At 71.5% G+C, this 26,707-nt stretch carries 20 protein-coding genes; 15 read left to right on the top strand and 5 right to left on the bottom strand.

Features of this window, described 5'->3' with window-relative positions; genetic code table 11:
• Positions 1 to 134 precede the first annotated feature (134 nt).
• The gene (locus E7744_RS08505; RefSeq protein WP_137773744.1) at positions 135 to 530 is read left to right on the top strand and encodes a hypothetical protein; all 396 of its coding nucleotides are present in this window, start codon (positions 135 to 137) and stop codon (positions 528 to 530) included.
• A gap of 46 nt (positions 531 to 576) precedes the next feature.
• Here the strand turns inward: E7744_RS08505 and E7744_RS08500 are convergent, their stop codons facing one another.
• On the bottom strand, positions 577 to 1,890 hold the full coding sequence (locus E7744_RS08500; RefSeq protein WP_137773743.1) for an alkaline phosphatase family protein: 1,314 nt from the start codon (positions 1,888 to 1,890) through the stop codon (positions 577 to 579).
• 29 nt (positions 1,891 to 1,919) lie between these two features.
• Positions 1,920 to 3,593, bottom strand: coding sequence for an alkaline phosphatase (locus E7744_RS08495; RefSeq protein WP_246858367.1), 1,674 nt, complete (start codon positions 3,591 to 3,593; stop codon positions 1,920 to 1,922).
• Positions 3,594 to 3,708: 115 nt separating this feature from the next.
• Between E7744_RS08495 and E7744_RS08490 the strand changes: the two genes are divergently transcribed.
• From E7744_RS08490 to E7744_RS08465, 6 genes are all read left to right on the top strand, one after another.
• The gene (locus E7744_RS08490; RefSeq protein ID WP_137773742.1) at positions 3,709 to 4,443 is read left to right on the top strand and encodes an MOSC domain-containing protein; all 735 of its coding nucleotides are present in this window, start codon (positions 3,709 to 3,711) and stop codon (positions 4,441 to 4,443) included.
• A gap of 151 nt (positions 4,444 to 4,594) precedes the next feature.
• Positions 4,595 to 6,229, top strand: coding sequence for an alkaline phosphatase (locus E7744_RS08485; RefSeq protein WP_137773741.1), 1,635 nt, complete (start codon positions 4,595 to 4,597; stop codon positions 6,227 to 6,229).
• A 66-nt stretch (positions 6,230 to 6,295) separates the two neighbouring features.
• Entirely contained in the window at positions 6,296 to 6,772 is a 477-nt protein-coding gene (locus tag E7744_RS08480; RefSeq protein WP_137773740.1) for an SRPBCC family protein, read from the top strand.
• Positions 6,773 to 6,806: 34 nt separating this feature from the next.
• Positions 6,807 to 8,303 carry a deoxyribodipyrimidine photo-lyase gene (locus E7744_RS08475; RefSeq protein WP_137773739.1) on the top strand — a complete coding sequence of 499 codons (1,497 nt, stop codon included), beginning with the start codon at positions 6,807 to 6,809 and terminating at the stop codon, positions 8,301 to 8,303.
• A 349-nt stretch (positions 8,304 to 8,652) separates the two neighbouring features.
• Positions 8,653 to 9,237, top strand: a complete 585-nt coding sequence (locus E7744_RS08470; protein WP_137774947.1) for a GTP pyrophosphokinase family protein — start codon at positions 8,653 to 8,655, stop codon at positions 9,235 to 9,237.
• An 88-nt stretch (positions 9,238 to 9,325) separates the two neighbouring features.
• Positions 9,326 to 10,309, top strand: a complete 984-nt coding sequence (locus E7744_RS08465; RefSeq protein WP_137773738.1) for a ribonuclease Z — start codon at positions 9,326 to 9,328, stop codon at positions 10,307 to 10,309.
• Between the two features lie 163 nt (positions 10,310 to 10,472).
• Here the strand turns inward: E7744_RS08465 and E7744_RS08460 are convergent, their stop codons facing one another.
• Positions 10,473 to 11,813 carry an MFS transporter gene (locus tag E7744_RS08460; protein WP_371415332.1) on the bottom strand — a complete coding sequence of 447 codons (1,341 nt, stop codon included), beginning with the start codon at positions 11,811 to 11,813 and terminating at the stop codon, positions 10,473 to 10,475.
• A gap of 49 nt (positions 11,814 to 11,862) precedes the next feature.
• Here E7744_RS08460 and E7744_RS08455 point away from each other — a divergent pair, with 49 nt between their 5' ends.
• Positions 11,863 to 12,657: an IclR family transcriptional regulator gene (locus E7744_RS08455; RefSeq protein WP_137773736.1), complete on the top strand. Its 795-nt coding sequence runs from the start codon at positions 11,863 to 11,865 to the stop codon at positions 12,655 to 12,657.
• A gap of 198 nt (positions 12,658 to 12,855) precedes the next feature.
• Positions 12,856 to 15,192, top strand: coding sequence for a choline BCCT transporter BetT (gene betT, locus E7744_RS08450; RefSeq protein WP_137773735.1), 2,337 nt, complete (start codon positions 12,856 to 12,858; stop codon positions 15,190 to 15,192).
• Between the two features lie 35 nt (positions 15,193 to 15,227).
• On the opposite strand, the gene E7744_RS08445 is transcribed toward betT, so the two are convergent.
• Together E7744_RS08445 and E7744_RS08440 are read right to left on the bottom strand one after the other, a co-directional pair.
• Positions 15,228 to 15,449 (bottom strand): NINE protein, encoded by a 222-nt coding sequence (locus E7744_RS08445; protein WP_168199786.1) that lies wholly within the window; start codon positions 15,447 to 15,449, stop codon positions 15,228 to 15,230.
• Between the two features lie 52 nt (positions 15,450 to 15,501).
• Positions 15,502 to 16,299, bottom strand: a complete 798-nt coding sequence (locus E7744_RS08440; protein ID WP_137773733.1) for a cyclase family protein — start codon at positions 16,297 to 16,299, stop codon at positions 15,502 to 15,504.
• Between the two features lie 74 nt (positions 16,300 to 16,373).
• Here E7744_RS08440 and E7744_RS08435 point away from each other — a divergent pair, with 74 nt between their 5' ends.
• The 6 genes from E7744_RS08435 (at position 16,374) to E7744_RS08410 (ending at position 26,510) form a co-directional block, all read left to right on the top strand.
• Positions 16,374 to 18,071 carry a thiamine pyrophosphate-binding protein gene (locus E7744_RS08435; RefSeq protein ID WP_137773732.1) on the top strand — a complete coding sequence of 566 codons (1,698 nt, stop codon included), beginning with the start codon at positions 16,374 to 16,376 and terminating at the stop codon, positions 18,069 to 18,071.
• A gap of 455 nt (positions 18,072 to 18,526) precedes the next feature.
• Positions 18,527 to 18,772 (top strand): glutaredoxin-like protein NrdH, encoded by a 246-nt coding sequence (nrdH, locus tag E7744_RS08430; protein ID WP_137773731.1) that lies wholly within the window; start codon positions 18,527 to 18,529, stop codon positions 18,770 to 18,772.
• 16 nt (positions 18,773 to 18,788) lie between these two features.
• Positions 18,789 to 19,256 carry a class Ib ribonucleoside-diphosphate reductase assembly flavoprotein NrdI gene (gene nrdI / locus E7744_RS08425; RefSeq protein WP_137773730.1) on the top strand — a complete coding sequence of 156 codons (468 nt, stop codon included), beginning with the start codon at positions 18,789 to 18,791 and terminating at the stop codon, positions 19,254 to 19,256.
• Positions 19,253 to 21,421 (top strand): class 1b ribonucleoside-diphosphate reductase subunit alpha, encoded by a 2,169-nt coding sequence (gene nrdE, locus E7744_RS08420; protein WP_246858366.1) that lies wholly within the window; start codon positions 19,253 to 19,255, stop codon positions 21,419 to 21,421. The genes nrdI and nrdE overlap by 4 nt, the downstream gene beginning before the upstream one ends.
• A 151-nt stretch (positions 21,422 to 21,572) precedes the next feature.
• Complete coding sequence (gene nrdF, locus E7744_RS08415) at positions 21,573 to 22,547, top strand: class 1b ribonucleoside-diphosphate reductase subunit beta (protein WP_137774945.1); 975 nt, start codon at positions 21,573 to 21,575, stop codon at positions 22,545 to 22,547.
• Between the two features lie 426 nt (positions 22,548 to 22,973).
• On the top strand, positions 22,974 to 26,510 hold the full coding sequence (locus E7744_RS08410) for an AAA family ATPase (RefSeq protein ID WP_210417092.1): 3,537 nt from the start codon (positions 22,974 to 22,976) through the stop codon (positions 26,508 to 26,510).
• Positions 26,511 to 26,707 lie beyond the last annotated feature (197 nt).

Genomic DNA, 26,707 nt, shown 5'->3' with positions numbered 1-26,707 from the left:
TCGCCGCAGGTCGCATGGTGGGCCCCCCTCTGCTCGTGACGCCATCTTGCCGCCACCCGCGCCCCGATGTCCCGCCCGCCCGGACCCTTGCGGTGTTGACCCACGCCACGGAGGACCCGTCTAGCCTTGGGAGCGTGAACGGCTTCCAAGTCCTCGGCCTCGCCGCGGAGGTGATGGCCTGGCTCGGGCCGATGATCGGGCTGCCCCTGCTCGTGGGCGGGATCGTCCTGCGGGCCCGGGAGCGTGACCTGGTCACCACGGAGGTCGTCATCGTGGGCCAGCCGGACGACCCCCGCGCCCGCTGGTTCGACGCCGAGGACATCCACGAACGGCCGCTCCGCCCGGGGGAACGCTCCCGGCTGGACGGCCGGGACTTCACGCTCGCCTACGTCAGCCCCACCAATCCGGCGCAGATGCGGCTGGAGCGGCGGCTGCCGATCACCACGGTGTCCCTGGCCCTCGGCGCCACGCTCGTGGCCGCCGGGCTGGTCGGGCTCGTGGTCTCCATCGCCGACGCGTTCGTCGGATGACCCCACCTGGGTGGCGCCCCGTGCGGAGAGCGCCCCGCCGCCCGGCTCACCCCACGAACGCCGCGGTCCGCGCCGTCCCGTCGTAGCCCCCGGCGGGCGCGCCGAGCCCGAGCAGCGAGCCCACCGTGGGCGCGACGTCCACTGTCCGGACCGGCTCCGAGGACACGTGGCCCCGGCGAACCAGCGGGGACCCGCCCGTCACCATGAAGGGGATCGGCTCGGTCGCGGGGTGCCCGTGGTTGCCCGGGATCGGATTGGACACCACGGTGGGGTCCGTGAACCGCCACCCGGCCCGGCAGTAGGCCACGAGGTCGCCGGCCTCGGCGCCGAGCCGCAGCTCGGCCGGGGCATGGACGGAGAGCACCCCGGGGTGGGCGCGCAGCAGGGCCGCCGCGCGCTCGAGTGCGGCAGACCGGCCGACGTCGGGCCCGGTCCAGGAGAACAGGTCCGCCCCGCCGTTCTGGGCCACGGCCAGGTGCTCGACCAGCTCAGGATCGGCGGCCAGGACCTCGGTCGCGGACACCGTCTTCCAGGCATAGGACCAGTCCATGGAGTGGTCGGCCAGGACCACCAGCACCGTGCTCTCCCACAGTCCGCGCCCCACCAGGTGGTCCACCAGCCGCCCCACCTGCCGGTCCGTGGACAGCAGGGCGGCCCCGCGTGCCGCGCGCAGCGTGGTGCCGGTCAGGTCGCTGTGGCCCATCCGGTCGATGTCCCCGAGGTTGGTGAAGCACAGGTCCGGGTCGGCGGCGTCCACCATCGCCAGCAGGGCGTCCATCGTGGACGCGTCCGGGGCGTGTCCGCTGACCGGCACGATCGGCTCCGGCTCCCAGCGGAACGTGGCCCGGTCCCCGAAGACGCCGTACAGGTACTCCTTGCTCAGCACGCTGGCGCTCGTCAGCCCCCGCTCCCGCACCCGCTCCAGCAGCGTGGGGAAGCGCAGGTCCGTCGCGCGGTCCAGGGTGCGCACCTCGCCGAGCGCGCGGTCGAAGACGGCGTTCGCCGGCACCCCGGTGCGGTCCGGCCGGGCACCGGTCATCATCATGACGTGGTTGGGGATCGTCTCCATGACCGGCAGGGACCGGGCCTGGGGGAACCACGTGCCGGCATCCCGCAGGGCCGCCAGCCGGGGGGTGCCCGTCGCCGTGATCTCGTCCGGCCCGCAGCCGTCCACCACGAGCACGTGCACGCGGGTGCGCCCCGCCGCGCTCGCGGCCGTGCCGCCCCACCCGGCCGAGGCGGCCGCGGAGAGCAGCACGCCCGCCCCGGTGGCGCCCGCCGCGCGCAGGAAGGACCGCCGGCTGGTCCCCGGCGCCGAGGGTCGGTGCGGCGCCGCCCCGGCGCCCCGCTCCGGTGACACGTCCGCCCGGGCCCCGCCGCCCCGCGCCCTCACAGCACGCCCCCGGTGGACCGCACGCGCTGGGTGCCGGCGGCAACCGTGTACGACGCCGTCCGCGAGGCCCCCGAGCCCGGCGAGGTGCGCTCGGCGAGCCGGTGGAAGTCCATCCGGACGCCGGAGGGGGTCACGTCCAGCACCGAGTACCCGTGGGAGTCGAAGTCCAGGTAGCGCACGTGCGGGTTCGCGGCCTTCATCGCGGCCTCCACGGCCAGGGAGCCGGTGCGCGGGGGCACGCCGAGGATGTCGTCCAGGTTGTCGCTCGTCACGGACGTGCACACGAGTTCCGTGGCCACGGAGTCCCCGGTGACCGGGTAGGTCAGCGGGTCGGCGGGCAGGTCGCAGGCCCAGGCCGAGTGGATGTCCCCGGTCAGGAAGACGGTGTCCTTCACCGCGTGGTCGCGCAGGTGGCGCACCACGGTGGTGCGGTCGGCCACGTAGCCGTCCCACTGGTCCACGTTGTACGGCACGCCATCGATCGTGGTGGTGCCCAGCAGCTCGTGCATGCCCGCCAGCTCGGCGGTGCTCAGCGTCGAGGGGAAGCGCACCGGGGCGATCATCACCGGGTTGCCGACCAGCTTCCACTGCGGGCCCTGCTCCGTGAGCCCCGCCAGCAGCCAGTCCATCTGCGCGGCGCCGGTGATGGACCGGTCCGGGTCGTCGACCTCCCCGGCGAGCTGGGAGGAGGCCTGCCGGTCCCGGTACGTTCGCAGGTCCAGCATGGACAGGGACGCCAGGGTGCCGAACCCCAGCCGGCGGTACAGCTCCCCGCCCGGTTCGTAGCGCACCGGCATCCACTCGGCGTAGGCCCGCTGCGCCCACGCCCGGCGCTGGGGCCAGGAGCCCTCCGTGCCCTCGGTGTGGTTCTCGGCGCCGTCGTCGTAGGCGTCGTTCGCGGACTCGTGGTCGTCCCACGTGACGATGAACGGCGCGGCGGCGTGCAGGGCCTGCAGGTCCGGGTCCGTCTTGTACTGGGCGTGGCGCACCCGGTAGTCGGCCAGCGTGGTCATCTCGCGGGCCGGCTCGTGCGGGCGGACCACCACGTCGCGCGCCTGGTACTCCCCGGGGCCGTACTCGTAGAGGTAGTCGCCCAGGTGCAGCACCGCGTCCAGGCGCTCGCGGGACAGGTGCCGGTAGGCGGAGAAGTGCCCGGCCTGCCAGTTGGCGCAGGACACCACGCCGAAGCGCAGGTGCTCGACGGCGGCGCCGGCGGCCGGTGCGGTCCGCGTGCGTCCCGCGGGGGAGACGGCGCCCTGCAGTCCGAACCGGAACCAGTGGTCCGTGGCCGGGGCGAGCCCGGCCACGGGGACCTTCACGGTGTGGTCGCGGTCCGCGCCGGTGCGCACGGTGCCGCGGGCGACCACGCGGGTGAACCCGGGGTCCAGCGCGACCGTCCAGGAGACGGTGACGTCCGCGCCGAGGCCGGAGCCGGGGGCCGCGTCCTCGGTGGGGGTCACCCGCGTCCACAGCAGGATCCCGTCCGGGAGGGGGTCCCCGGAGGCGACGCCGTGGCGGAAGGGCCCCGTGGCGGCCGCGGCGGGCCGGGGACCGGGGGAGATCAGGGGCGCGGCGCCGGCCAGGGCGGCGGCACCCGCGAGCGCGCCGGTGCGGACGACGGCGCGCCGCGTGGGCTGGGCGGTGACAGGGGGGATCTGGGATGCGTGCACGGGCACCGAGCGTAGACGGGGGCGCCGGCGGACGGGGAGGGGCGCGGCCGTGTTCACCTACTGTTCGGTAGCGATTCAGGGTGCGCTTCCCGGAGGGGATGACCACAATGGGGGGATGGACGCGCAGCCGATCCGCTCGCCGGGGCCCGTGCCGGAGGGCTCGGCCGCCGGCGATGATGCCCCCGCGGGGACCGTCGTCGCCGTCCGCGCAGGGCCCGTCCGCCGGCAGCACTGGTGCGGGCGGGAGGTCGCGACCGCGGCCGTGAAGCACCTGCTCGCCGGCCCCGTTCCCCTCGGTGTCCTCGGCCTGCCCGGGGACGAGCAGGGGGACCGCCGGCACCACGGCGGCCCGGACAAGGCACTGCTGGCCTACGCGCGCGAGGACTACGCGGCCTGGTGGACCGAGGGGCGCGAGATCCCCGAGGGCGGGTTCTCCGAGAACCTCACCGTCACCGGCTGGCCGGGGGCGCGCGTGCACGCCGGGGACGTCTTCGCGATCGGCGAGGCCCTGGTGCAGGTGACCCAGCCCCGTCGGCCGTGCCGCACCCTGTCCGACCGGTGGGGCATGCCCGACCTCGTGGCCGAGGTCCAGCGGACCGGACGCGCGGGCTACTACCTGCGCGTGCTGCGGGAGGGCCGGATCGGCGCCGGGGACGCCATGGCGCTGGTGGACCGGCCCGGCGGATCGGTGTCCGTGGCCGAGATCCACCGCGTGATGAACGTGGACCGGGGGGACCGCGTGGGCATCGCCCGCGTGCTCGCCTCCCCGGAACTGCCCGCTCCCTGGCGGGCGCAGCTGCGACGGCGCCTCGCGGGCGCGCCGGGCGACGCCCCGGGCGCCGAGGCCTGAGACGCCGGCCCGGACCGCGGGCCGGACGCGGAGCGGGAACCCCGGCCTGCGACCGGGATCACGGGCCACCACCGAATCGTCCCGCGCCGTTCACCTCGCCGTCGTCCATCGGCAGGAACCGGCCCGCCCGGCATGGCCATCATCAGGGTCCATGACCCAGATCTCCCGTCGTTCCCTCCTGCTCGGATCCGCCGCCACCGCCGCCGCGGCCTCGCTCGCCGCCGCCCCGGCCACGGCCGCGCCGCGTCCCGCCGCCGCCCTCGTCCGCTCCTCCCGGCTCACCCTGCCCAGCGGCATCGCCACCGGCGACGTCACCTCCCGCTCGGCCGTGCTCTGGTCCCGCGCCTCCGGGGCCGGTCGTCTCGTCGCCACGGTCCGCGCCGTGGACGCCGAGGGTCGGCCCCTGGCCCGGAAGGACGGCTTCGAGCGCGTGCTGCGCGGCTCCTGGGCGAGCGAGGCCACGGACTTCACGGCCAAGATCAGCGCGGGCAACCTGCCCGCCGGCACCCGCTTCCAGTACACCCTGCGGTTCGAGGACGAGGACGGGAACCTCTCCGAGTCCGGCACCGGCACGTTCTCGACGGCGCCCGGAGCGGCCGCGCACGGCCGGTCCCGCGGGCGCGGGGCCGGACTGGGCCGGCGCGGCCAGTCCTTCGTCTGGACCGCGGACACCGCGGGCCAGGGCTGGGGCATCAACGAGGAGATCGGCGGCATGCGCGGCTACCGGGCCATGCTGGAGACCGCCCCGGACTTCTTCGTCCACGCCGGGGACACCGTCTACGCGGACGGCCCCATCCAGGCCGAGGTGGTGGAGCCGGACGGCCAGGTCTGGCGCAACCTCGTCACCGAGGAGGTCTCCAAGGTCGCCGAGACGCTCAACGAGTTCCGCGGCCGGCACCGCTACACGATGATGGACGCCAACGTCCGCGCGATGTACGCGCAGGTCCCGCTCGTGGCCCAGTGGGACGACCACGAGACCACCAACAACTGGTGGCACGGGGAGACCATCGACGACCCCCGCTACACCGTGCGGGACGTGGACACCCTCGCCGCGCGCGGCCGCCGGGCGTGGCAGGAGTACATGCCGATCGCGGACGCCCGCGCCCTGCGCCCGGGCACCGGCTTCGAGCCGGCCCGCATCTACCGCAAGATCGAGCGCGGTCCCCAGCTGGACCTCTTCGCCCTGGACATGCGCACCCACAAGGGCGAGAACACGGACGGCCTGGAGCCGCACGCCACCGCGCTGCTCGGCGAGGAGCAGGTGCAGTGGCTCATCCGCGAGGTGACCACCTCGAAGGCCACGTGGAAGGTCATCTCGTGCGACCTGCCGCTGGGCATCATCGTCCCGGACGGCAAGGGCCAGGAGTCCATCTCCAACGCCGAGCACGGCGCCCCGCTGGGCCGCGAGCTCGAGCTGGCCCGCGTGCTGAAGGCCTTCAAGGACCACGGCGTGAAGAACGTCGTGTTCATCACCGGCGACGTCCACTACTGCGCCGCGCACCACTACTCCCCGGAGCGCGCCGCGTTCACGGACTTCGACCCCTTCTGGGAGTTCGTGGCCGGCCCCATCAACGCCGGCAGCTTCGGGCCGAACACGATGGACGGCACGTTCGGCCCGGAGGTCGTGTTCGCCAAGTCCGGGGACTACGCCAACGAGTCCCCGCGCGACGGCGAGGGCCAGTTCTTCGGGCACGTGGACCTGGACGAGGACGACACCTTCACCGTCAGCCTGCGCGATGCCAACGGCACCACGGTCTACTCGAAGGTGCTGCGCCCCGAGCGCTGACCCCCGGCCCGTCCCCGCCTCCCACCGCCGCGGGGACGGGCCGCGAGCGCGTGGCACACTGGCGGCATGGACGTCACCACCCACGTCGTCATCGACCGGCCGCGTCCCGAGGTCGCGGCCTTCGCCATGGACCCGGAGAACGTGCCGGCCTGGTACGCCAACATCCACCGGGTCTCGGTGCTGACCGCCGGGCCCCTCGCGGTGGGCTCGCGCCTGGCCTTCCAGGCGCGCTTCGCCGGCCGCACGCTGCGGTACGAGTACGCCGTCCGGGAGCTGGTCCCGGGGGAGCTGCTGGTGATGTCCACCGACGACGGCCCCTTCCCCATGCGCACCACCTACCGGTTCCGCGACGCCGCCGCCCCCGCCGCCCCCGGCGGCCCCAGCGGACCGGGCGCCCCGGTGGCGGCGACGGTCATGGAGCTGCGCAACGACGGCGGCCCCTCCGGTCCCGGACGCCTGCTCGCCCCCGTCCTGGCGCGGATGATGCGCCGCGAGAACCGGAGGGACCTGGACCGGCTCAAGGCGGTGCTCGAGGCCCGCTGACCCGCGCCGTGGTCGGGCGCCGTACGCTGGCCCCATGCCCGACACCCCCGAGACCTCCGGCACCTCCGCCCCCGCCCCGCTCACCGTCCTGTGGTTCCGGGACGACCTGCGGGTGACCGACCACCCGGCCCTGGTGGCCGCGCGCGAGGCCGGCGCCGTCGTCGGGCTCTGGATCCGCGAGGAGCGCGACGCCGAGGGGCGCGGCCCCCGGCCCCTCGGCGGGGCCGCCCGCTGGTGGGCGCACCGTTCCCTCGAGGCGCTGGCCGCCGGGCTGGACGGGCTCGGCATCCCGCTGCTGTTCGCCGCCGGGCCGGCCGCCCGCGTGCTGCCGGCCGTGGCGGAGGGCCTGGGCGCCACGGCCGTGCGGTGGAGCCGGCGGTACGCGCCGGCCTCGCGCGCGCTGGACGAGGCGCTCAAGGACGCGCTGCGCGGCGCGGGGCTCGAGGTGCACAGCCACCCGGGCTCGCTGCTCGTGGAGCCGTGGGAGGTCGCCACCGGCTCGGGGAGCCACTACAGGGTCTTCACCCCCTTCTGGAAGGCCGCGGCGGAGCTGCCGGTGGGCGCACCGCTGGCCGCCCCGGCCCAACAGGACCCGGACCGGGACGCCCCCGGCCTCGGCGGGCGGATCACGGAACTGGAGGAGGCCGGCGTCGTGCTCCCGCTGGCGGGGCTGGGCCTGCTGGACGGCACCGGGACCGGCTCCGGGGCCACCGCGGCGGCGGACACGCCGCGCTGGTGGGAGGAGACCATCGCCCGGCACTGGGAGCCCGGCTGCGCGGCGGCCGAGGCGGCACTGGACGAGGTGGCCGGGACCGTGGACGGCTACGCGGACGGCCGCGACCGGCCCGCGGACGAGCACGGCACCTCCCGGCTCTCGCCCCGGCTGCGCTTCGGTGAGCTCTCCCCGCGCCAGCTCGTCCACGCCGTCACCACGGACCCGCGCACCGCCGCCCCGGACCACGAGGGCCGGCGGGCGTGGGTCCGCCAGCTCTACTGGCGCGAGTTCTCCTGGCACCTCACCTACCACTGCCCGCCGCTGGAGCGCGAGCCGCTGCGCCCCGAGTTCCGCTCCTTCCCCTGGGAGCCCGACGACGGCGCGCTGCGGGCCTGGCAGCGCGGGCGGACCGGGGTGCCCCTCGTCGACGCGGGCCTGCGCCAGCTCTGGCAGTCCGGGTGGATGCACAACCGGGTCCGGCTCGTGGTCGGCAGTTTCCTGGCCAAGAACCTGCTGCACCCGTGGTGGGACGGGGAGCAGTGGTTCTGGGACACCCTCGTGGACGCGGACGAGGCCAACAACCCGGTGTCCTGGCAGTGGGTGGCCGGCTGCGGGGCGGACGCCGCCCCGTACTTCCGGGTGTTCAACCCCGAGACCCAGCGCGAGCGCTTCGACCCGGACGGCGCCTACGTCCGCCGGTGGTTGCCCGAGGCCCTCGAGCCGCTCAGCGGGTACCCGGAGCCGATCGTGGACCTCAAGCAGTCTCGCCGGCACGCCCTCGACGCCTACGAGGAGATGAAGGCCACCGCGTCCTGACCTCGGTCCTCCAGGGTCTCCCCAGTCGGTGCCGCTAGGCTGGAGCGGCCCACGACAGACAGGAAGCACCGTGCCCCTCGACCAGGACCCCTCCGACCCCGAGGGCACCGCTCCAGCCGTGGCGACCCCTCCGCCGCTCGACACCGCCGTGGCCCTCGACCCCACCTCGGCCCTGGACGCCGCGCCCCTCGAGGGCACCCTGCCGTCGCTGGACGCGCCGCCCGCGGGCACGGCGCTGGAGACGCGGCCGCACTCCGCGAGCTCGGGCGGGCTCACCGTGCAGACCGGCAGCGGGCCGCTGACGTTCACCCCCGAGGAGCTCGTCCGGCTGCGCCAGGACATCCAGCAGATGCTGCTGGAGCACGAGTTCGGCCTGCGGGAGATCGAGACGAAGATCGCCATCCTGCGCGAGGAGTTCATGCACCTGCATGACTACAACCCCATCGAGCACGTCTCCTCCCGGGTGAAGACGGCCGAGAGCCTGCTGGCCAAGGCCACCCGCAAGGGCCTGCTGCCGGACATGGACCGGATCCGCACCGAGATCACGGACATCGCCGGGGCGCGCGTGACCTGCAGCTTCGTGGAGGACACCTACCGCATGTTCGACCTGCTCACCGAGCAGGACGACGTCGAACTGGTGCACGTCAAGGACTACATCGCCGAGCCCAAGCCCAACGGCTACAAGAGCCTGCACGCCATCCTGCAGGTACCCGTCTTCCTGTCCACCGGACGGATCGACGTCCACATCGAGGTGCAGTTCCGCACCATCGCCATGGACTTCTGGGCCAGCCTCGAGCACAAGATCTACTACAAGTACGACGCGAAGGTCCCCGACCGGATCCTCCGCGAGCTCCACGACGCCGCCCTGACGGCCGCCGAGCTGGACGGCAAGATGGAGCGCCTGCACCGCGAGCTGCACGGCCCGGTCGTCTAGCCCGGAGCGCGCCCGGCCCGCGTGGGGGTGGGCGTGGGCCAGCGCGGAGGCCTTCCGTCGCGACGCCGTCGGTGGGAGCCTCGGGTCCATGCGCGAACTGGTGGTCCTCGGCACGTCCTCGCAGGTGCCCACCCGGGAGCGGAACCACAACGGCTACCTGCTGCTGTGGGACGGCGAGGCCCTGCTCTTCGACCCCGGCGAGGGCACCCAGCGGCAACTGATCCACGCCGGGGTCCCGGCGAGCCGGATCCACCGCATCTGCCTGACCCACGTCCACGGCGACCACTGCTTCGGGCTGCCCGGCGTGCTGTCCCGCCTGGCGCTGGACCGCGTGGAGCACCCCGTCCACCTGCACTATCCGGCCTCCGGCGAGGATGTGGTCCGGGCGCTGGTCTCCGTGGTCACCGGCCACCTGGACCTGCGCCGGCACCCGCACGGCCGGGCAGGCCCGGTGGCACCGGGCCTGGAGGTGCGCCCCCTGCACCACCGGGTGGAGACCTACGGCTACCGGCTCGCCGAGCCCGCGGGCCTCACCCTGGTGCCGGAGCTGCTCGAGCGCGCCGGTATCCGCGGCCCGGACGTGGGCCGCCTGGTGCGGGAGGGGAGCCTGCGTGGGGTGGACGTGGCCGCGGTCAGCGTGTCCCGGCCCGGCCAGCGCTTCGCCCTCGTCATGGACACGGCGCCGTGCCCGGGCGCCGAGGAGCTGGCCGAGGGTGCCGACCTGCTGGTGGCCGAGTGCACCTACGCCGAGGCCGAGGCCGCGCTGGCCCGCGGCTACCGGCACCTCACCGCCGGCCAGGCCGGGGACCTCGCCGCCGCCGGCGGGGCGCGGCGGCTGGTGCTCACCCACTTCTCCTCGCGGTACCAGGACGTCGAGCCGTTGCGCCTCGAGGCCCTCGCGCGGGCCGGCGGCGCCGACGTCGTGGCCGCCCGGGACCTGGACCGCTTCCGCCTGCCGCGCCGCCGGGTGCGCGGCCCCGCGGGCCGGGTCCACCCGGACCGCCCGGACCGTCCGGACCGTCCGGGAGCGCCGTCCGATGGCCCGGCGCCGCCCCCGGGCGGGACCGGCTGACCGGCCCCCGGGCGGGACCCCGCCGGACCACCGTGGCCGGCGGCCGGCGTCCTCCGCGAGACGCGACAGCGCCCGGCCGGAGGGATCCGGCCGGGCGCTGGGGGAGGGGGCGGCGGTCCCGCGGGCGGGGCCTCCGGCCAGGTGCCGGGGCCAGGGGGGAGGCTCAGGAGGCGGCCGGGGCCGCCACGCCGCGGTCGGTGCTGCGCCCACCGTGGCCCTGGGCGATGATGATCACCTGCAGGACGGCGGCCGCCACGGCGGCGATGCCGAACGCCACGAACAGCGAGCCCGCGCCGTAGCCGTTGTTGAGCAGGAAGCCGGCCACGAGCGGGGCGGTCACGGCGCCCAGGCGGCCCACGCCGAGCGCCCAGCCCAGGGCGGTGCCGCGCAGGTAGCCAGGGTAGTGGTTGCTGACGGCGGCGATGATCAGGCACTGGGTGCCGTGGGTGCCCACGCCGGCCACCATGAGGATCACGTAGACGAGCCACACCGGCGGGGAGAGCAGCAGGGCGAGCAGGGCCACGCCGGCCAGGGCGGCCGCGACCACGCCGGCCTTCACGCTGCCGTAGCGGTCCCCGGCCCAGGCCGTGACGACCGAGCCCACGACGGCGCCGATGTTCAGGGAGAGGGCGAAGGTCAGCGCCGAGCCCAGGTCGTAGCCGAGGGACTCCATCGCCCGCGGCAGCCAGGTGCCCAGCCCGTACCAGGCGAACAGGGTGGCCAGCGTGGCCAGGGCGAACATGACGGACACCAGCAGGTACGGCGGGCGCAGCAGCCCGGCGAAGCCGCCGGCGCGCCGGGGCTCGGCGTCCCCGGCGCCCCGGGCGGGGGCGCGGGAGGACCGCTGCTCCGAGGCCAGGGTCTCCGGCAGGAAGGCGAAGCCGAGCGGGACCACCACGACGAGCGCCAGGAGGGCCACGAGGAACATGGCGGGCCAGCCGAAGGCCGGGATCACGGGGATGCCGATGAGGGCGGCCAGGGTGCCGCCGATCGGCACGCCGGACATCATCAGGGTGGCGATCGAGGAGCGCCAGCGGGCGGGGACCAGCTCGGCCACCATCGCGTTGGCCGAGGGGACGAGACCGCCCAGGCCGATGCCGGCCACGAGGCGGAACGCGCCGAAGACCCAGGCGCTCGGCGCGAAGGCGCACAGGATCGTGAAGACCGAGAAGGTGACCGCGCAGGCCAGGATGGTGCGGCGCCGGCCCAGGGCGTCGGCGAGGCGGCCGGCGAACAGGGCGCCGAGCATCATGCCCACGAAGGCCATGGAGCCGACCACGCCGAGGCCGGCGTCCGTCAGGCCCCAGTCGGTGTCCTGGAGCAGGGAGGTCTGGACGGTGCCGAAGACGATCAGGTCGTAGCCGTCGAAGACGACGAGGAGCCAGCAGACGATGACGGCCATCATCGCCTGCCGGCGCGTGAGCGGACCGGTTCCCGCCGGTGCCGTGGAGGAGGATGCCGGTCGCCCGGGGGCGGACGACGGCTCGGAAGTGTGCTGGATCATAGCGACAACTGTGAGGTAGGCAATGCTTGAAATGCCAGACTGTTCTACCGTGCAGAAAAACACCCCCCTGCGGCAGAAGCCGAAGTACCCCATCGACTCCGTGGACCATGCGCTGGCCCTCATGGAGATGGTCCGCGACTACGGCCGGGTGCGCCTGAGCGTGGCCGCCGACCTGCTCGGCGTCTCCGTCTCCACGGCCCACCGGCTGATGGCGATGCTCGTGTACCGCGGCTACGCCGTGCAGGACCATGCCCGCCGCTACGTGCCCGGGCCCGCCATGGGCCTGCCGCCGGCCGGGGTGGCGTGGACGGTGGAGCTGCGGCGCCTGGCCCACCCGCATCTCGAGGCCCTGGCGGAACGGACGGGGGAGACGTCCAACCTGCTGGTGCTGGCCGGCACGGACGTGCGCTTCCTGGCCTCCGTTGAGGGCGAGCGCCCCGTGCGCGTGGGCGACCGGCAGGGCGTGGTGCTGCCGGCCTCCGGGGCCTCGGGCGGCAAGGCGCTGCTGGCGGGCATGGACCCGGCCGAGGTCGAGCGGGCCTACCGGCGCCGCGCCGAGCAGGAGGGCCACGCCTTCGACGCGCGCGGGCACGCCCGGCTATCCGTGGAGCTCGACGCGGTGCGCATCCGCGGCTACGCCACGAACGACGAGGGCACCGAGGAGGGGATCAGCGCGGTCGGGATGGCCGTCAGGGACGGCTCCGGAGCCGTCGTGGCCGGGATCAGCGTGGCGGTCCCGCAGCAGCGCTTCCGCCAGGCGCTCGACGACGGCCTCGTGGCCGAGGTGACGCGCGCCCGGGCCGCGCTCGAGGCGGACCTGGCGGACTTCCTCGCCGCCCGGTAGCCACTGCCGGTCCGCGCCCCGCGCGGCCGCCCCGGACGTGACCTCGGCCGGCGCCACGTCACGGGAGCGGGGATAGAGTCAGGATGCGCCGGCTGCATTCCGCCGGCCCGGACGCCCGGCGTGCGCCGGGAACCCTGGCGGTTCCGGGTGGCCGGGTGATGTTGCATCATTCCCGTACCCCAGCAGAGGAGCACCCCCGTGTCCGACGCAGACGGCACTTCATCGGCACCGCGCCGACCATCCACCGAGTCCTCCCTCGAGCGCACCCGCCTGGGGGGTACCGACCCGGCGGTCGACCGCCGAAGGCAGCGGCAGAGCCGTGAGGAGGAACTGCGCGCCCCGGTCACCAGCAGCGAACTCGTCCGCGGTCCGGCCGAGATCAATATCGACGACCGCCCCCGGGTGAACTGGCGGGTCCTGGCGATCTCCTCCGCCATCATCATCCTGTTCTCCCTCTGGGCGATGCTCCTGCCCGGGAACGCCTCGGCGGTCATGCAGTCCGTCGTCGGTTGGATCTCCACGAACCTCGGCTGGTACTACGTCGTCACCGTCGTCGCCGTGATCGTCTTCGTCCTGTGGGTGGCCCTGTCCAAGGAGGGCGGCGTACGCCTCGGGCCGGACCACTCCCGCCCCCAGTACAAGCTGTTCACCTGGGTCGCCATGCTGTTCGCCGCCGGCGTGGGCATCGACATGCTCTTCTACTCGGTCACGGGACCGATCCAGCACTACCTCCAGCCCCCGGCCGGTGAGGGCGGGACCCCCGAGGCCGCCCAGGACGCGGTCGTGTGGACCATGTTCCACTACGGCATCGCCGGCTGGTCCATGTACGCGCTGCTGGGCATGGCCATGGGCTACTTCGCGTACCGCTGGGGCATGCCCCTGTCCATCCGGGCCGCCCTCTACCCGTTGCTCGGCAAGCGCGTGAAGGGCGGAGTGGGCGATGCCATCGACGTGGTCACCCTGCTCGGGACCATGTTCGGCGTGGCCACGTCCATGGGCATCGGCGTGGTGCTGCTGAACATCGGCTTCGCGTGGATCTTCGGCCTGCCGGAGGGACTGGCCCTGCAGATCGCCCTGGTGCTGGTGGCCGTGGTGCTCACCGTGGCGGCGTCCACCTCCGGCGTGGACAAGGGCATCCGATGGATCTCCGAGCTGAACATCTGGTCCGCGGCCGCCATGCTGCTGTACATCCTCGTCACCGGCCAGGGCTCGTTCCTGCTGAACGGGATCGTCCAGAACATCGGGCGCTTCGTCTTCACGCTGCCCGAGCGGACGCTGCAGACCTTCGCCTACGAATCGGACGGCGCCGCCTGGATGGCCGGGCAGACCCTCTTCTTCTGGGCCTTCTGGCTCGCCTGGGGGCCCTTCGTCGGCTTGTTCCTGGCCCGCATCTCCCGCGGGCGGACGCTCCGGGAGTTCGTCATCGCCGCGATCACCGCCCCGGTGCTGTGCGACTTCCTCATCGTGTCCATCTTCGGGAACTCGGCCCTGTGGCAGGTGTTCAACGGGAACACGGACTTCGCCCGGCTGGCGATCGACAGTCCCGAACGGGGCTGGTACGCCCTGTTGGAGATGTTTCCCGGCGCGGCCTTCCTGATCGGCCTGGCCACGCTGTCCGGACTGCTGTTCTACCTCACGAGCGCCAACTCGGGTGCCATGGTGATGGCGAACTTCTCCTCCTCCATCCCCAACCCGTCCGATGACGGCGCCAAGTGGCTGCGGGTGTTCTGGGCGCTGGTCACCGCGCTGCTGACGATCGCCATGCTGATCGCGGGGGGCGTGACCACCATGGAGCACGCCACGCTCATCTTCGCCCTGCCGTTCACGGTCATCGCCTACCTGGTGATGCTGTCGTTCTCCAAGGTGCTGCGGATGGAGCGCGCCGAGCGCGAGGGCCAGGTCCTGCGCCGGCCCACGACGGCGGCCCACGGCGGCCACGTCCCCGAGCGGTCGTGGCGCCAGCGTCTCGCGGGAATGCGTTCCTACCCCTCGAAGCGGCAGGTCGCCCAGTTCATGGAGCGCACGGTCCAGCCGGCCCTGGCGGACGTCCTGCGCGAGTTCCAGGCGCAGGGCTACGTGGCGACGCTGGACGTGACCCCGGACCCGGACTCCACGATCGCCGGTCACCGGCTCACGGTGACCATCCCGGACCACCGGGCGTTCCAGTACCACGCCCAGGTGGTGGAGGCCCCGGTGCCGAACTTCGGGGGGCGCGGGTCCATGTCCCGGGCCACCGACGTGTACTACCGCGTGGAGGTGTTCGCCCAGACCGGTTCGGAGGGCTACGACCTCTACGGGGTGTCCCGCCAGCAGGTCATCGACGACGTCCTGGACCGCTACGAGGCGCACCTCGGCTTCCTGGCCTACTCGCATGAGCACGACTACGCCTCCGTCCTGACCCCCGCCCCGCCCACGACCGGAGACATCGCGGCCGTCGACGTGCGCGCGACCACCCCGGAGGCGGCCGAGGACGCCGTGGAGATCCGTGAGGCTCCGGACCCGCACGCCCAGGACCACGGGGCCGATCAGGACTGACCGGGCCGGCCCCGGCCGTCCTCCGGGCCGGCGTCCTACAGGCCGCCGTTCGCGCGCCGGACGAGCCCGGGCAGGCGCACGAGGTCCACGAGCACGAGCAGGATGACGAGGGCGCCGAAGAGGAAGCCGATGCCCCACCGCGCGCTCGCCAGGCCGGTCACGGTCAGCACCGCGTAGACGAGGCCGGCGCCGAGGTGGCCGAGGTAGAAGCGGTGCGCCCCCACGAGCCCGAGGAAGGCGCACAGGGCGTAGGCCACCCCGAGGTCCTTCACCCGGCCCTGAGGCCCCGGCCCGCCGGCGGCCGGCACCTCAGGACCCCCGCGGCACGAGGGCGAGCACGCGGGCGGGGCTGCCGGTGCCGCCGACGATCGGCAGCGGCGCCACGATGATGACGGCGCCGCGCACCGGCAGCCGGGACAGGTTCTGCAGGGAGGTGATCCCGTACTTGTCCGAGCCCATGAGGTGGTAGTGGACCGGGAACGGCGGCTCGAGCACCCCGGCGTTGCCCGCGTCGATCCCCACGGTCTCCACGCCGAAGCCGGCGATCCCGGTCCCGGCCAGCCACTCGGCGCACGCGGCCGAGACGCCGGGGGTGTGGGAGCCGGCCGCGTCCGCGTTGAGGAACCGCTCGCGGTCCTGCGCGAACCGGTCCCAGCCCGTGCGGTACAGCACCCAGCCGGCGGCGGGCAGCGGCCCGTGCTCCTCCTCCCACGCCCGCACGTGCTCCACCTCCAGCAGGAAGTCCGGGTCCGCGGCGGCCTCGGCCGAGAAGTCCAGCACCACGGCGGGGCCGATGAGCCGCGGCAGCGGGATGTCCGCCACGTCGTGGCTGTCCCGGCCGGAGACCCAGTGGATCGGGGCGTCGATGTGCGTGCCGATGTGCTCGCCCGTGTGGATGTTGGCGTGCTTCCAGAACGGCCCCGGCTCGTCGTACTCGCTGACCGTCTCCAGCGAGAAGTCGATGAGGTTGGCGAAGGGGGCCGGCAGCTCGAGCGTGGGCGTGGCGCTGCTGAGCCGGTTGGTCAGGTCGACGATCTCGACCCGGCCGGTGGCCAGGTCGGTGAGCAGCCCGTCCAGGGCGGTGGCGGTGCCGGAGTCGGCGGTCATGGTGGTGGTCCTCCCGGGTCGTGTCCAGGCCATACCATCACGAGTGGACACCCCTGGCAGGAAGTGGAGGCATCATGACCGGTACCGTGGCGGACGTCGTCGGGCAGGCCCTGGCCCGGCTCGGGGCCGGGCACGTGTTCGGCGTGGTCGGTTCCGGCAACTTCGCCGTGACCAACGCCCTGCGCCGGGCGGGCGTGCCCTTCACCGCGGCCCGGCACGAGGGCGGCGCCGCCACGATGGCCGACGCCTACGGCCGGATGTCCGGACGGGTCGGCGTGGTCTCCACCCACCAGGGCTGCGGGCTGACCAACGCGGTGACCGGTATCGGCGAGGCCGCGAAGTCGCGCACCCCGATGATCGTGCTCACCGCGGACGTGGCCGCCGGCGCCGTCCGCTCGAACTTCCGGATCGACCAGGACGCCCTGGCGCGCAGCGTCGGCGCGGTGCCCGAGCGCGTCCACTCCGCCGCCACGGCAGTGGCGGACACGGTGCGCGCCTACCGCACCGCCGTGCACGAGCGGCGGACCGTGGTGCTGTCCCTGCCCATCGACGTCCAGGCCCAGCCCGCGCCGGCCGAGGGGGCCGACGTCGGGCCGGTGCCCGCCCCGGTGCCCGTCCGCCCCGGGGCCGCCGCGGTGGCGGAGCTGGCCGGGCTGCTGCGCGCCGCGCGCCGGCCGGTGTTCGTGGCCGGCCGGGGCGCCCGGGGGGCCCGCGAGCCGCTCGCCGCCCTCGCGCAGGCGACCGGCGCGCTGCTGGCGACCTCCGCCGTCGCCCACGGACTGTTCGAGGGCGACCCGTACGACCTGGGCATCTCGGGCGGGTTCTCCTCCCCGTTCACCGCCGAGGTGATCGCGGGGGCGGACCTGGTGGTGGGCTGGGGCTGCGCGCTGTCCATGTGGACCATGCGCCACGGCCGGCTCATCGGCCCGGAGGCCACCGTGGTCCAGGTGGACGTGGAGCACGCCGCCCTCGGCGCCCACCGCCCCGTGGACCTCGGCGTGCTGGGGGACTGCGCCGAGACGGCGCGGGAGGTCCTGGCGGTGCTGGGCGGCGACGGCGACGCGATCGCCGCGATGGCCGGTGCGGCGGGCGGTGGGGCCGGCTACCGCAGCCAGGGCTACCGGACGCCGCGGATGGCCGCGCGCATCGCGGCCGAGGCCCGGTGGAACCGCGTGGCCACCGAGGACCTCTCCGGGGGCGGGCTCATCGACCCCCGCGTGCTGTCCCGGGAGCTGGACGCGATCCTGCCGGACGAGCGCATCGTGTCCGTGGACTCGGGCAACTTCATGGGCTACCCGAGCGCGTACCTGCGCGTGCCGGACGAGGCCGGCTTCTGCTTCACCCAGGCATTCCAGTCGATCGGGCTCGGGCTGGCCACGGCGATCGGGGCGGCCACGGCCCGTCCGGACCGGCTGCCGGTGCTCGGCACGGGTGACGGCGGGTTCCTCATGGCGATCGCCGAGCTCGAGACGGTGGTGCGCCTGGGCATCCCCCTCGTGGTCATCGTCTACAACGACGCGGCCTACGGCGCGGAGGTACACCACTTCGAGGGCGAGCCCTTCGACTACGAGACCGTGGTGTTCCCCGTGACGGACATCGCCGCGATCGCCCGCGGCCACGGCGCCGAGGGCGTGGTGGTGCGCTCCGTGGCCGACCTGGCCGCGGTGCGGGCCTGGGTGGACGGGCCGCGGCAGGCCCCGCTGGTGATCGACGCGCGCATCGCCTCCGACCGCGGCGCGTGGTGGCTCGCGGAGGCGTTCTCCGGGCACTGAGCCGGGTGCCGTCCGCCGCGACGCGCCGACGACACGCCGCCGCCGCGGGAGATTCCCGTCCCGTTCCCGGCTGTGCACGAAGCGCCCCGCGGTGGTCCACACCTGTGGACGACCGCGGGGGCGCGCGGCCCGAGCCGCGTGTTTCCGGCGTTCCGGGCGCATGGTGCCCACGGCGTCCGTCCACCGGGCCTGTGGACAGCGTGGGGAAACGCGCGAGCGCGGGGAGGGAACAGGATCTTGTGGTTGGTGCATGCGCAGACCACTAGATGTAGTATTGAGGCCATGACTTCGGTTCTCGGCCCCGCGTGCGGCCCGGGGGCCGGGACGGGCCGGATCCGCCCCCTTCCGGGGCAACGGAGCGGTCCATCGCACCACACAGCACAGACATCCACGAACAGCATCGATGCCCGCCGGCCCGGTCTCCGGAGGCGGTAACCGAGGACAGGGGAATGACCATGACCGTCACCGTTTACTCCAAGCCGGCGTGCGTCCAGTGCAATGCGACCTACCGGGCCCTGGACAAGAAGGGCATCGCCTACGAGGTCGTGGACATGTCCCAGGACCCCGCGGCCCTGGAGCGGGTGCGGGCCCTCGGCTACATGCAGGCCCCCGTGGTGATGACCGGCGACGATCACTGGTCCGGCTTCCGCCCGGACAAGATCGAGGAGCTGGCCGCCACGGCCGCCTCCTCGGTGGCCTGAGGTCCCGGCGGTCCCCATGACCAGCGTGGCGGGCGAGGGCACGGTCGCGGCGGCGGGAACCCCGGCGCCGCGGCCCACCGACGCCCGCCTGGTCTACTTCTCCTCGGCCTCCGGCTACACCCACCGCTTCGTCACCAAGCTGGGCCTGGACCCGGAGGACACCGCGCGGCTCCCGCTGATGACCCGGGAGCCGACGCTGCTGGCCACCCGGCCCTTCGTGCTGGTGGTGCCGACCTATGGCGGGGGGGACGGCCGGGGCGCCGTGCCCAAGCAGGTCATCAAGTTCCTGAACGTCAAGGCGAACAGGGACCTGATCCGGGGCGTGATCGCCGCGGGGAACACGAACTTCTTCGAGGCGTACGGCCTCGCCGGGGACATCATCGCGCGCAAGTGCCAGGTCCCCCTGATGTACAGATTCGAGCTCATGGGCACGCCGGAGGACGTCACGGCCGTGCGTGAAGGATTGGAAAGGTTTTGGGCATGACAGTCACGGAGCAGGACATGATCAAGTCGGCCAAGCAGCTGCCGGCGGCGTGGCAGAACCTGGGCTACCACGAGCTCAACGCCATGCTGAACCTCTACGGCGCCGACGGCCGCATCCAGTTCGAGGCCGACCACGCGGCGGCGCGCCAGTACTTCCTGCAGCACGTCAACACCAACACGGTGTTCTTCCACGACCTGGACGAGAAGCTCACCTACCTCGTGGACAACGACTACTACGAGGCCGAGACGCTCGAGCAGTACTCCGCCGAGTTCAAGCACTCCCTGTGGGACCGGGCCTACAAGGCCAAGTTCCGCTTCCCCACCTTCCTCGGCGCGTTCAAGTTCTACACCTCCTACGCGCTGAAGACCTTCGACGGCAAGCGCTACCTCGAGCGCTACGAGGACCGCGTGTGCATGGTCGCGCTGCACCTGGCCCAGGGCGACGAGCAGCTCGCCGTGGACCTGGTGGACGAGATGATCGGCGGCCGCTTCCAGCCGGCCACCCCCACCTTCCTCAACGCCGGCAAGGCCCAGCGCGGCGAGCTCGTCTCCTGCTTCCTGCTGCGCATCGAGGACAACATGGAGTCGATCGCCCGGGGCATCAACTCCTCCCTGCAGCTGTCCAAGCGCGGCGGCGGCGTGGCGCTGTCCCTGACGAACATCCGCGAGCACGGCGCCCCGATCAAGCAGATCGAGAACCAGTCCTCCGGCGTCATCCCCGTGATGAAGCTGCTCGAGGACTCCTTCTCCTACGCCAACCAGCTCGGCGCGCGCCAGGGTGCCGGTGCCGTCTACCTGCACGCCCACCACCCGGACATCTACCGCTTCCTGGACACCAAGCGGGAGAACGCGGACGAGAAGATCCGCATCAAGACCCTGTCCCTGGGCGTCGTCATCCCGGACATCACCTTCGAGCTGGCGAAGAAGAACGAGGACATGTACCTCTTCAGCCCGTACGACGTCGAGCGCGTCTACGGCAAGCCGTTCTCCGAGGTCTCGGTGACGGAGAAGTACTACGAGATGGTCGACGACGCGCGGATCAAGAAGACCAAGATCAACGCGCGCGAGTTCTTCCAGACCCTCGCCGAGATCCAGTTCGAGTCCGGCTACCCGTACATCGTGTTCGAGGACACGGTGAACCGGGCCAACCCGATCAAGGGCCGGATCACCATGTCCAACCTGTGCTCCGAGATCCTCCAGGTCTCCGAGGCCTCCGAGTTCCACGAGGACCTGTCCTACGCCCACGTGGGCAAGGACATCTCCTGCAACCTCGGCTCCATGAACATCGCCAAGACCATGGACTCGCCGGACTTCGGCAAGTCGATCGAGACCGCCATCCGCGCCCTGACCGCGGTGTCCACGATGTCCCAGATCGACTCGGTGCCCTCCATCGTGCGGGGCAACGACTCCTCACACGCCATCGGCCTGGGCCAGATGAACCTGCATGGGTACCTGGCCCGCGAGCGGGTCCACTACGGGTCCGAGGAGGGCATCGACTTCACGAACATCTACTTCTGCACGGTGCTCTACCACGCCCTGCGCGCCTCCAACCGGATCTCGATCGAGACCGGCCAGCGCTTCGGCGGGTTCGAGGACTCGAAGTACGCCTCGGGCGAGTTCTTCGACAAGTACACCGAGCAGCCCTGGCAGCCGGCGACCGCCCGCGTGGCCGAGTTGTTCGCCGAGGCCGGCGTGGCCGTGCCCACCCAGGACGACTGGCGCGCGCTGAAGGCCTCCGTCATGGAGCACGGCATCTTCAACCAGAACCTGCAGGCGGTGCCGCCGACCGGCTCGATCTCCTACATCAACAACTCGACCTCCTCGATCCACCCGGTGGCCTCGAAGATCGAGATCCGCAAGGAGGGCAAGCTGGGCCGCGTCTACTACCCGGCGCCGTTCCTGACGAACGAGAACCTCGAGTACTACGCGGACGCGTACGAGATCGGCTACGAGAAGGTCATCGACACCTACGCCGCGGCCACCCAGCACGTGGACCAGGGCCTGTCCCTGACGCTGTTCTTCAAGGACACCGCCACCACGCGCGACCTGAACAAGGCCCAGATCTACGCCTGGCGCAAGGGGATCAAGACGATCTACTACATCCGCCTGCGCCAGCTCGCCCTCGAGGGCACCGAGGTCGAGGGCTGCGTGTCCTGCATGCTGTAGGGCCCGGGCCCGTCCGCAGGACGGGACCCGGACCCGCGTCCCGACGCCGGCCCGGCACCGGAGGTGCCCCGAGCACCCGCGGTGCCCAGCCGGCGTCGACCCCCATCCCAGACCACCACACCACCGCTTGAGTGAGGACGACACCACGATGATGGCCGACGCTGTCAAGACCCTCGAAACCGTCGAGGCGATCAACTGGAACCGCATCCAGGACGACAAGGACGTCGAGGTCTGGAACCGACTGACCTCGAACTTCTGGCTGCCGGAGAAGGTGCCGCTGTCCAACGACATCCAGTCCTGGGCCACGCTCACCGAGGACGAGAAGACGCTGACCATGCGCGTCTTCACCGGCCTGACCCTGCTGGACACCATCCAGGGCACCGTGGGCGCCGTCTCGCTCATCCCGGACTCGCTGACCACGCACGAGGAGGCGGTCTACACGAACATCGCGTTCATGGAGTCCGTCCACGCCAAGAGCTACTCTTCGATCTTCTCCACGCTGTCCAACACCAAGCAGATCGACGACGCCTTCCGCTGGTCGCAGGAGAACCCCAACCTGCAGAAGAAGGCCCAGATCATCCTGGACTACTACCACGGCGAGGACCCGCTGAAGAAGAAGGTCGCCTCCACCATCCTGGAGTCGTTCCTGTTCTACTCGGGCTTCTACCTGCCCATGTACTGGTCCTCCCACGCCAAGCTGACCAACACCGCGGACCTGATCCGGCTGATCATCCGCGACGAGGCCGTGCACGGCTACTACATCGGCTACAAGTTCCAGCGCGGCCTGGAGACCCAGTCGGCCGAGCGCCAGCAGGAGCTCAAGGACTACACCTTCGAGCTGCTCTTCGAGCTCTACGAGAACGAGGTGCAGTACACCCACGACCTCTACGACTCCGTGGGCCTGGCCGAGGACGTCAAGAAGTTCCTGCACTACAACGCCAACAAGGCGCTGATGAACCTCGGCTACGAGGCCATGTTCCCGTCCAGCGTCACGGACGTGAACCCGGCGATCCTCTCGGCCCTGTCCCCGAACGCCGACGAGAACCACGACTTCTTCTCCGGCTCGGGCTCCTCCTACGTCATCGGCAAGGCCGAGAACACCGAGGACGAGGACTGGGACTTCTGATCCCGCTCCAGTGATATCCGAATCGCTGTCCTTGTGACACGTCCCGAGGGGAGTCGCCTGAGAGATCAGGCGGCTCCCCTTCATTTCGCCCGGGCCGTCTGGGATATTGGCCTCAGGAGAAGTCCACGTCAACGGGGGATTCGGGCGTGATGGCAGCGCGATCCGGTCCCCGCCTATGACCCGTGCGGGGGCCACATGAAAGCACGATCCTTGCCATATCAGCACCTGTCGGTCCGGATACCTTGGCACGATTCGGGGTGGAACGGGCATGTCTGCGCGGACCCCCTCAACAACGGCTCGTGCCTACGCCTCAAGCGCATCGCCGAACAGCGTTGTGACGCACTAGAGGTAGCGCACGCCGGCAAGTCGTGGGCAGAACTGCCAGGAGCGGAACTGCCGCCCTGTCACCTGGAACGCGCCGGATTCATGTCCGCCAGGTCCCGGAGCGTCTCCAAGGAACACCCGTACGCGGAATGGAACGAGGTCTACCGGAAGTTCGAGCCTGTCCGGCTCGACCTGCCGGCGTACTCCGCGGATTGCGTGCCGTTCCGCTGGTTGCTCCGGGACAATGCGGTGCGACTTGCTGACGTGCACGGCATCGACTTCGAATACCGCCTGGAGGAACAGGTGGACGCCGAGGCGAAGTTGAACGACCCCGCCTGGATCCAGCACGGGCGCAACCAGCGGGCCATGCTGGACACCTTCTTCTCAGCGGTCGAGCCCGGTGCGTCATTGGTGTTCTTCTACGCGAAGGACACTCCGTTGTCCGACGATCCGCGGCGCGTCCTGGTGGGCGTCGGCCGTGTGACGGGCTGGACCCCCAGCCAGGCATATGGGAACCGCCGCGGCGGTTTCGAGTCGGTGACGTGGGAGACCCCCGTCCAACACTCCATCCGTCCCACGATGGAGGACGGTTTCCTCCTGCCGTACCAGCACCTCATGGATGTGTCTCAACAGCGGGGCCTCGATCCCAGTGAGTACGTCGTGCTGGTCCCCGAGGAGTTCACGGAGCAGTTCTCGTACGCCACCGAGCACGTCACCCATGACGCGGCCCTGAACCTGCTGCTGGCCCTGACGGCGAGCGTCGAGCGATTCGCCCAAGTGGTGCCCGGCGAGTGGGATCGCGTCCGGTCCTGGTTGAACGCCGAGGTCGCCGCAGCATGGCGGGCGCGCGGCGCCTTTCCCGGCCTGGGAGCGGCCCTGACGGCGTTCGGCATGCCGCAGGGCGTCCTGCTCTCGTACGCCGTCCGGAGCATGGTTCACGAGGGCGATAATCCGTGGGACGTCGTGGACCGGATATTCCGCGACCCCAGTGAGTTCCTGAACCTGCACCCCGTCCCGAGCCAGATGCTGTGCAAGACGTGGCTCGCTCTTCGTCAGGACCGGCGAGACCTGCTCATGCTGCTCTCGCGATTCGACCTCACGATCGAGCAGGCTACGCGGATGTTCGTCGGCTCCGAACGCATCACGGCGGGGATCGACATCAGCGACGGGGAACTGCTCGACAACCCGTATCGCATCTTCGAGGTTGATCGCTTCCGCCCCGATCCCACGGCGTTCTCCACGATCGATCGAGGAGTCTTCCCCACCGACTCCCTCCGGGAGGCACATCCCGTGGCCGGTAAGGCCCGCGTGAAGGACGGCCTGGACGAACGCCGCGTCCGGGCGATGGCGATCGACCAGCTCGAACGCGCCGGCAACGAGGGCCATTCCCTCATGTCCCAGGCCCGCTTGGTTCAGGCCGTCAGGGATGCCCCCCTGGACCCCTCCTGCCCGGTCACGGAGGACGTCATGGCCGTGGCGGAAGGTCACTTCGCCCCAGAGATCACCACGGTGATGATGGGCGACGGCAAGCCTGCCTACCAGTTGTCCCGCCTGCACGCCGCGCGCGACAAGATCTCCACCCTCGTGCGGAAACGTTTGGAGGCGAAGTCGCTACCCGTCGAAGCCGACTGGCGCGGGGAGATCGACCGTCGGCTGGGGGACTTTCCAAAGGGTGACGTGGACGAGGAAAACGCCCGTCGCGAGAAGGCGCGCGCGTTGCAGTCGCTGGCGCAGTCACGGTTGTCCGTCCTCATCGGACCGGCGGGGACCGGGAAGACGACGCTGCTGGAAGTGTTGTGTTCCCTGACGGGGATTGCAAACGAAGACATCCTCCTCCTGGCGCCCACCGGCAAGGCACGCGTGCGCATGCAGTCGGCGATCGGGCGGTCGGCACAGACGATCGCCCAATTCCTCGTGAAGTCGGGAAGGTACGACCCCGAGACCGGACGGTATCGGCGGTCCGATGCCCCGCCCCGCCGGGGATTCGCCACCGTCATCATCGATGAGTGCTCGATGCTCACGGAGGAACAACTCGATGCCCTCCTGGACGGGCTCGCCGGCTACAAGCGACTCGTCTTGGTGGGGGACCCTCGTCAGTTGCCACCCATCGGCGTAGGCCGTCCCTTCGTGGACATCGTTGAATACCTCCGTTCCGCGCATCATGTGACCGGCTTTCCCCTCGTTGACGCGTCATTTGCCGAACTCACCATCAAGCGTCGTCACGTCCAGAAGAAGAGTGGACCGCCTGCAAATTCCGTCACGAAGGTCGATGCCAGGGGGGACGGCGATACCGAACGGCCGGACATGGTGCTTGCTGACTGGTTCTCCGGTGCGGATGTACCCCCGGGATCGGACAGCGTGTGGGACGACCTGCAACGCCGGACCGAGTTCGAGACCTTGGCGGTTCGCCAGTGGTCCACCCCGTCTGAGTTGCACGATCTGCTGCGGACCGAGTTGGCGAACTCCCTGGAGCTGATGAAGGACCCTGACGATGAGTTGGGGTTCCAGGAGTCCTATGGCGGCACGGTCATCGGTGATTACGCGTATTTCAACAGGGGCAGCGCCAAATGCGCCGAATCGTGGCAAGTACTCTCGCCGGTCCGTAGCGTCGCTGGCGGTGTCAACGAGTTGAACCGCTACCTCCAGCACACGTATCGATCCTCCGTCCGCGAGTTGGCCCACGAACAGACGCCATGGAGGCGGAGGATTCCGGCCCCGACTGGACCCCAGGAGATTGTCTATGGGGACAAGGTCATCAACGTCCGGAACAAGGCACGAAAGCACTTCTACCCTCCTGAGGGCAAGGCCTTGGAATACGTGGCCAATGGCGAGATCGGCGTCGTCGTTGGTCCCTTCAGGCGAAAGGGAGCCAAGATCTCGCTCAACCAGTGGGAGGTGGAGTTCGCCACCCAACCGGACGTCGCCTACAAGTACTGGCGATCAGACCTGGGGGACGAGGATGGCAGCCCGGGGCTGGAACTGGCCTATGCCTTGACGGTCCACAAGGCCCAGGGCAGTGAGTTCGGGACGACGCTCATCGTCATTCCCAGCCCTTGTCGCCTGCTGAGTCGGGAGCTCCTCTACACCGCCCTGACAAGGCACCAACACCGTGTCGTGCTGCTCCTGCAGGGGAATCTGAGCGAATTGCGCGATTACGCGTCGCCTCGCTATTCGGAGACCGCGGCGAGGATGACCAACCTGTTCAGCGACCCCCAGCCGGTGGAGGTCGATGGGCGGTACATGGAGAAGGGGCTGATCCACCACGCTCGAAAGGGCATCCACGTCCGATCGAAATCCGAGGTCATCATCGCCGATCTGCTCTATTCGAAGGGAATCGACTTCGCCTACGAGCAACCATTGGTCCGCGGAGGGATGACGCGGCTCCCTGACTTCACCATCGAGGATGCCGACACCGGCGAGACCTACTACTGGGAACACCTCGGCATGCTGAACAACGACTCCTACCGGAGGAAATGGGAGGAGAAACTGCGCTGGTACCGCGACCACGGCATTCACCCGTGGGGTGAGGGGTCAACGAAGCGGGCCGACGGGCGTCTCATCATCACCAGGGACCGCCCCGACGGATCAATCTCCTCGGCGGAGATCGAGGCCTTGGTTGACACGATCCTCTGCACATAAGGCATCAGGCGTGCTGTTCCCTGATCCGATGTCCTACCGCCGGCATTGACGGGTAGCCGTAGCATTCGTCGCCACGGTGGTGCCTGCGGCTGAGAGATCGGGATCAGGGGTGGATGCGCGGCAGTCCCGCTGCAGCGGCCCTGCAGTTTTCCCGCGAGATCCTCAGTTTTGGCTCAAGCGACCCGTCCTCGCGAGAG

Source organism: Citricoccus sp. SGAir0253, assembly GCF_005877055.1.
In the GTDB taxonomy this organism is placed as follows: domain Bacteria; phylum Actinomycetota; class Actinomycetes; order Actinomycetales; family Micrococcaceae; genus Citricoccus.
Note: the sequence above shows the minus strand (reverse complement) of the source record. Positions and strands in the feature narration are given on the sequence as shown.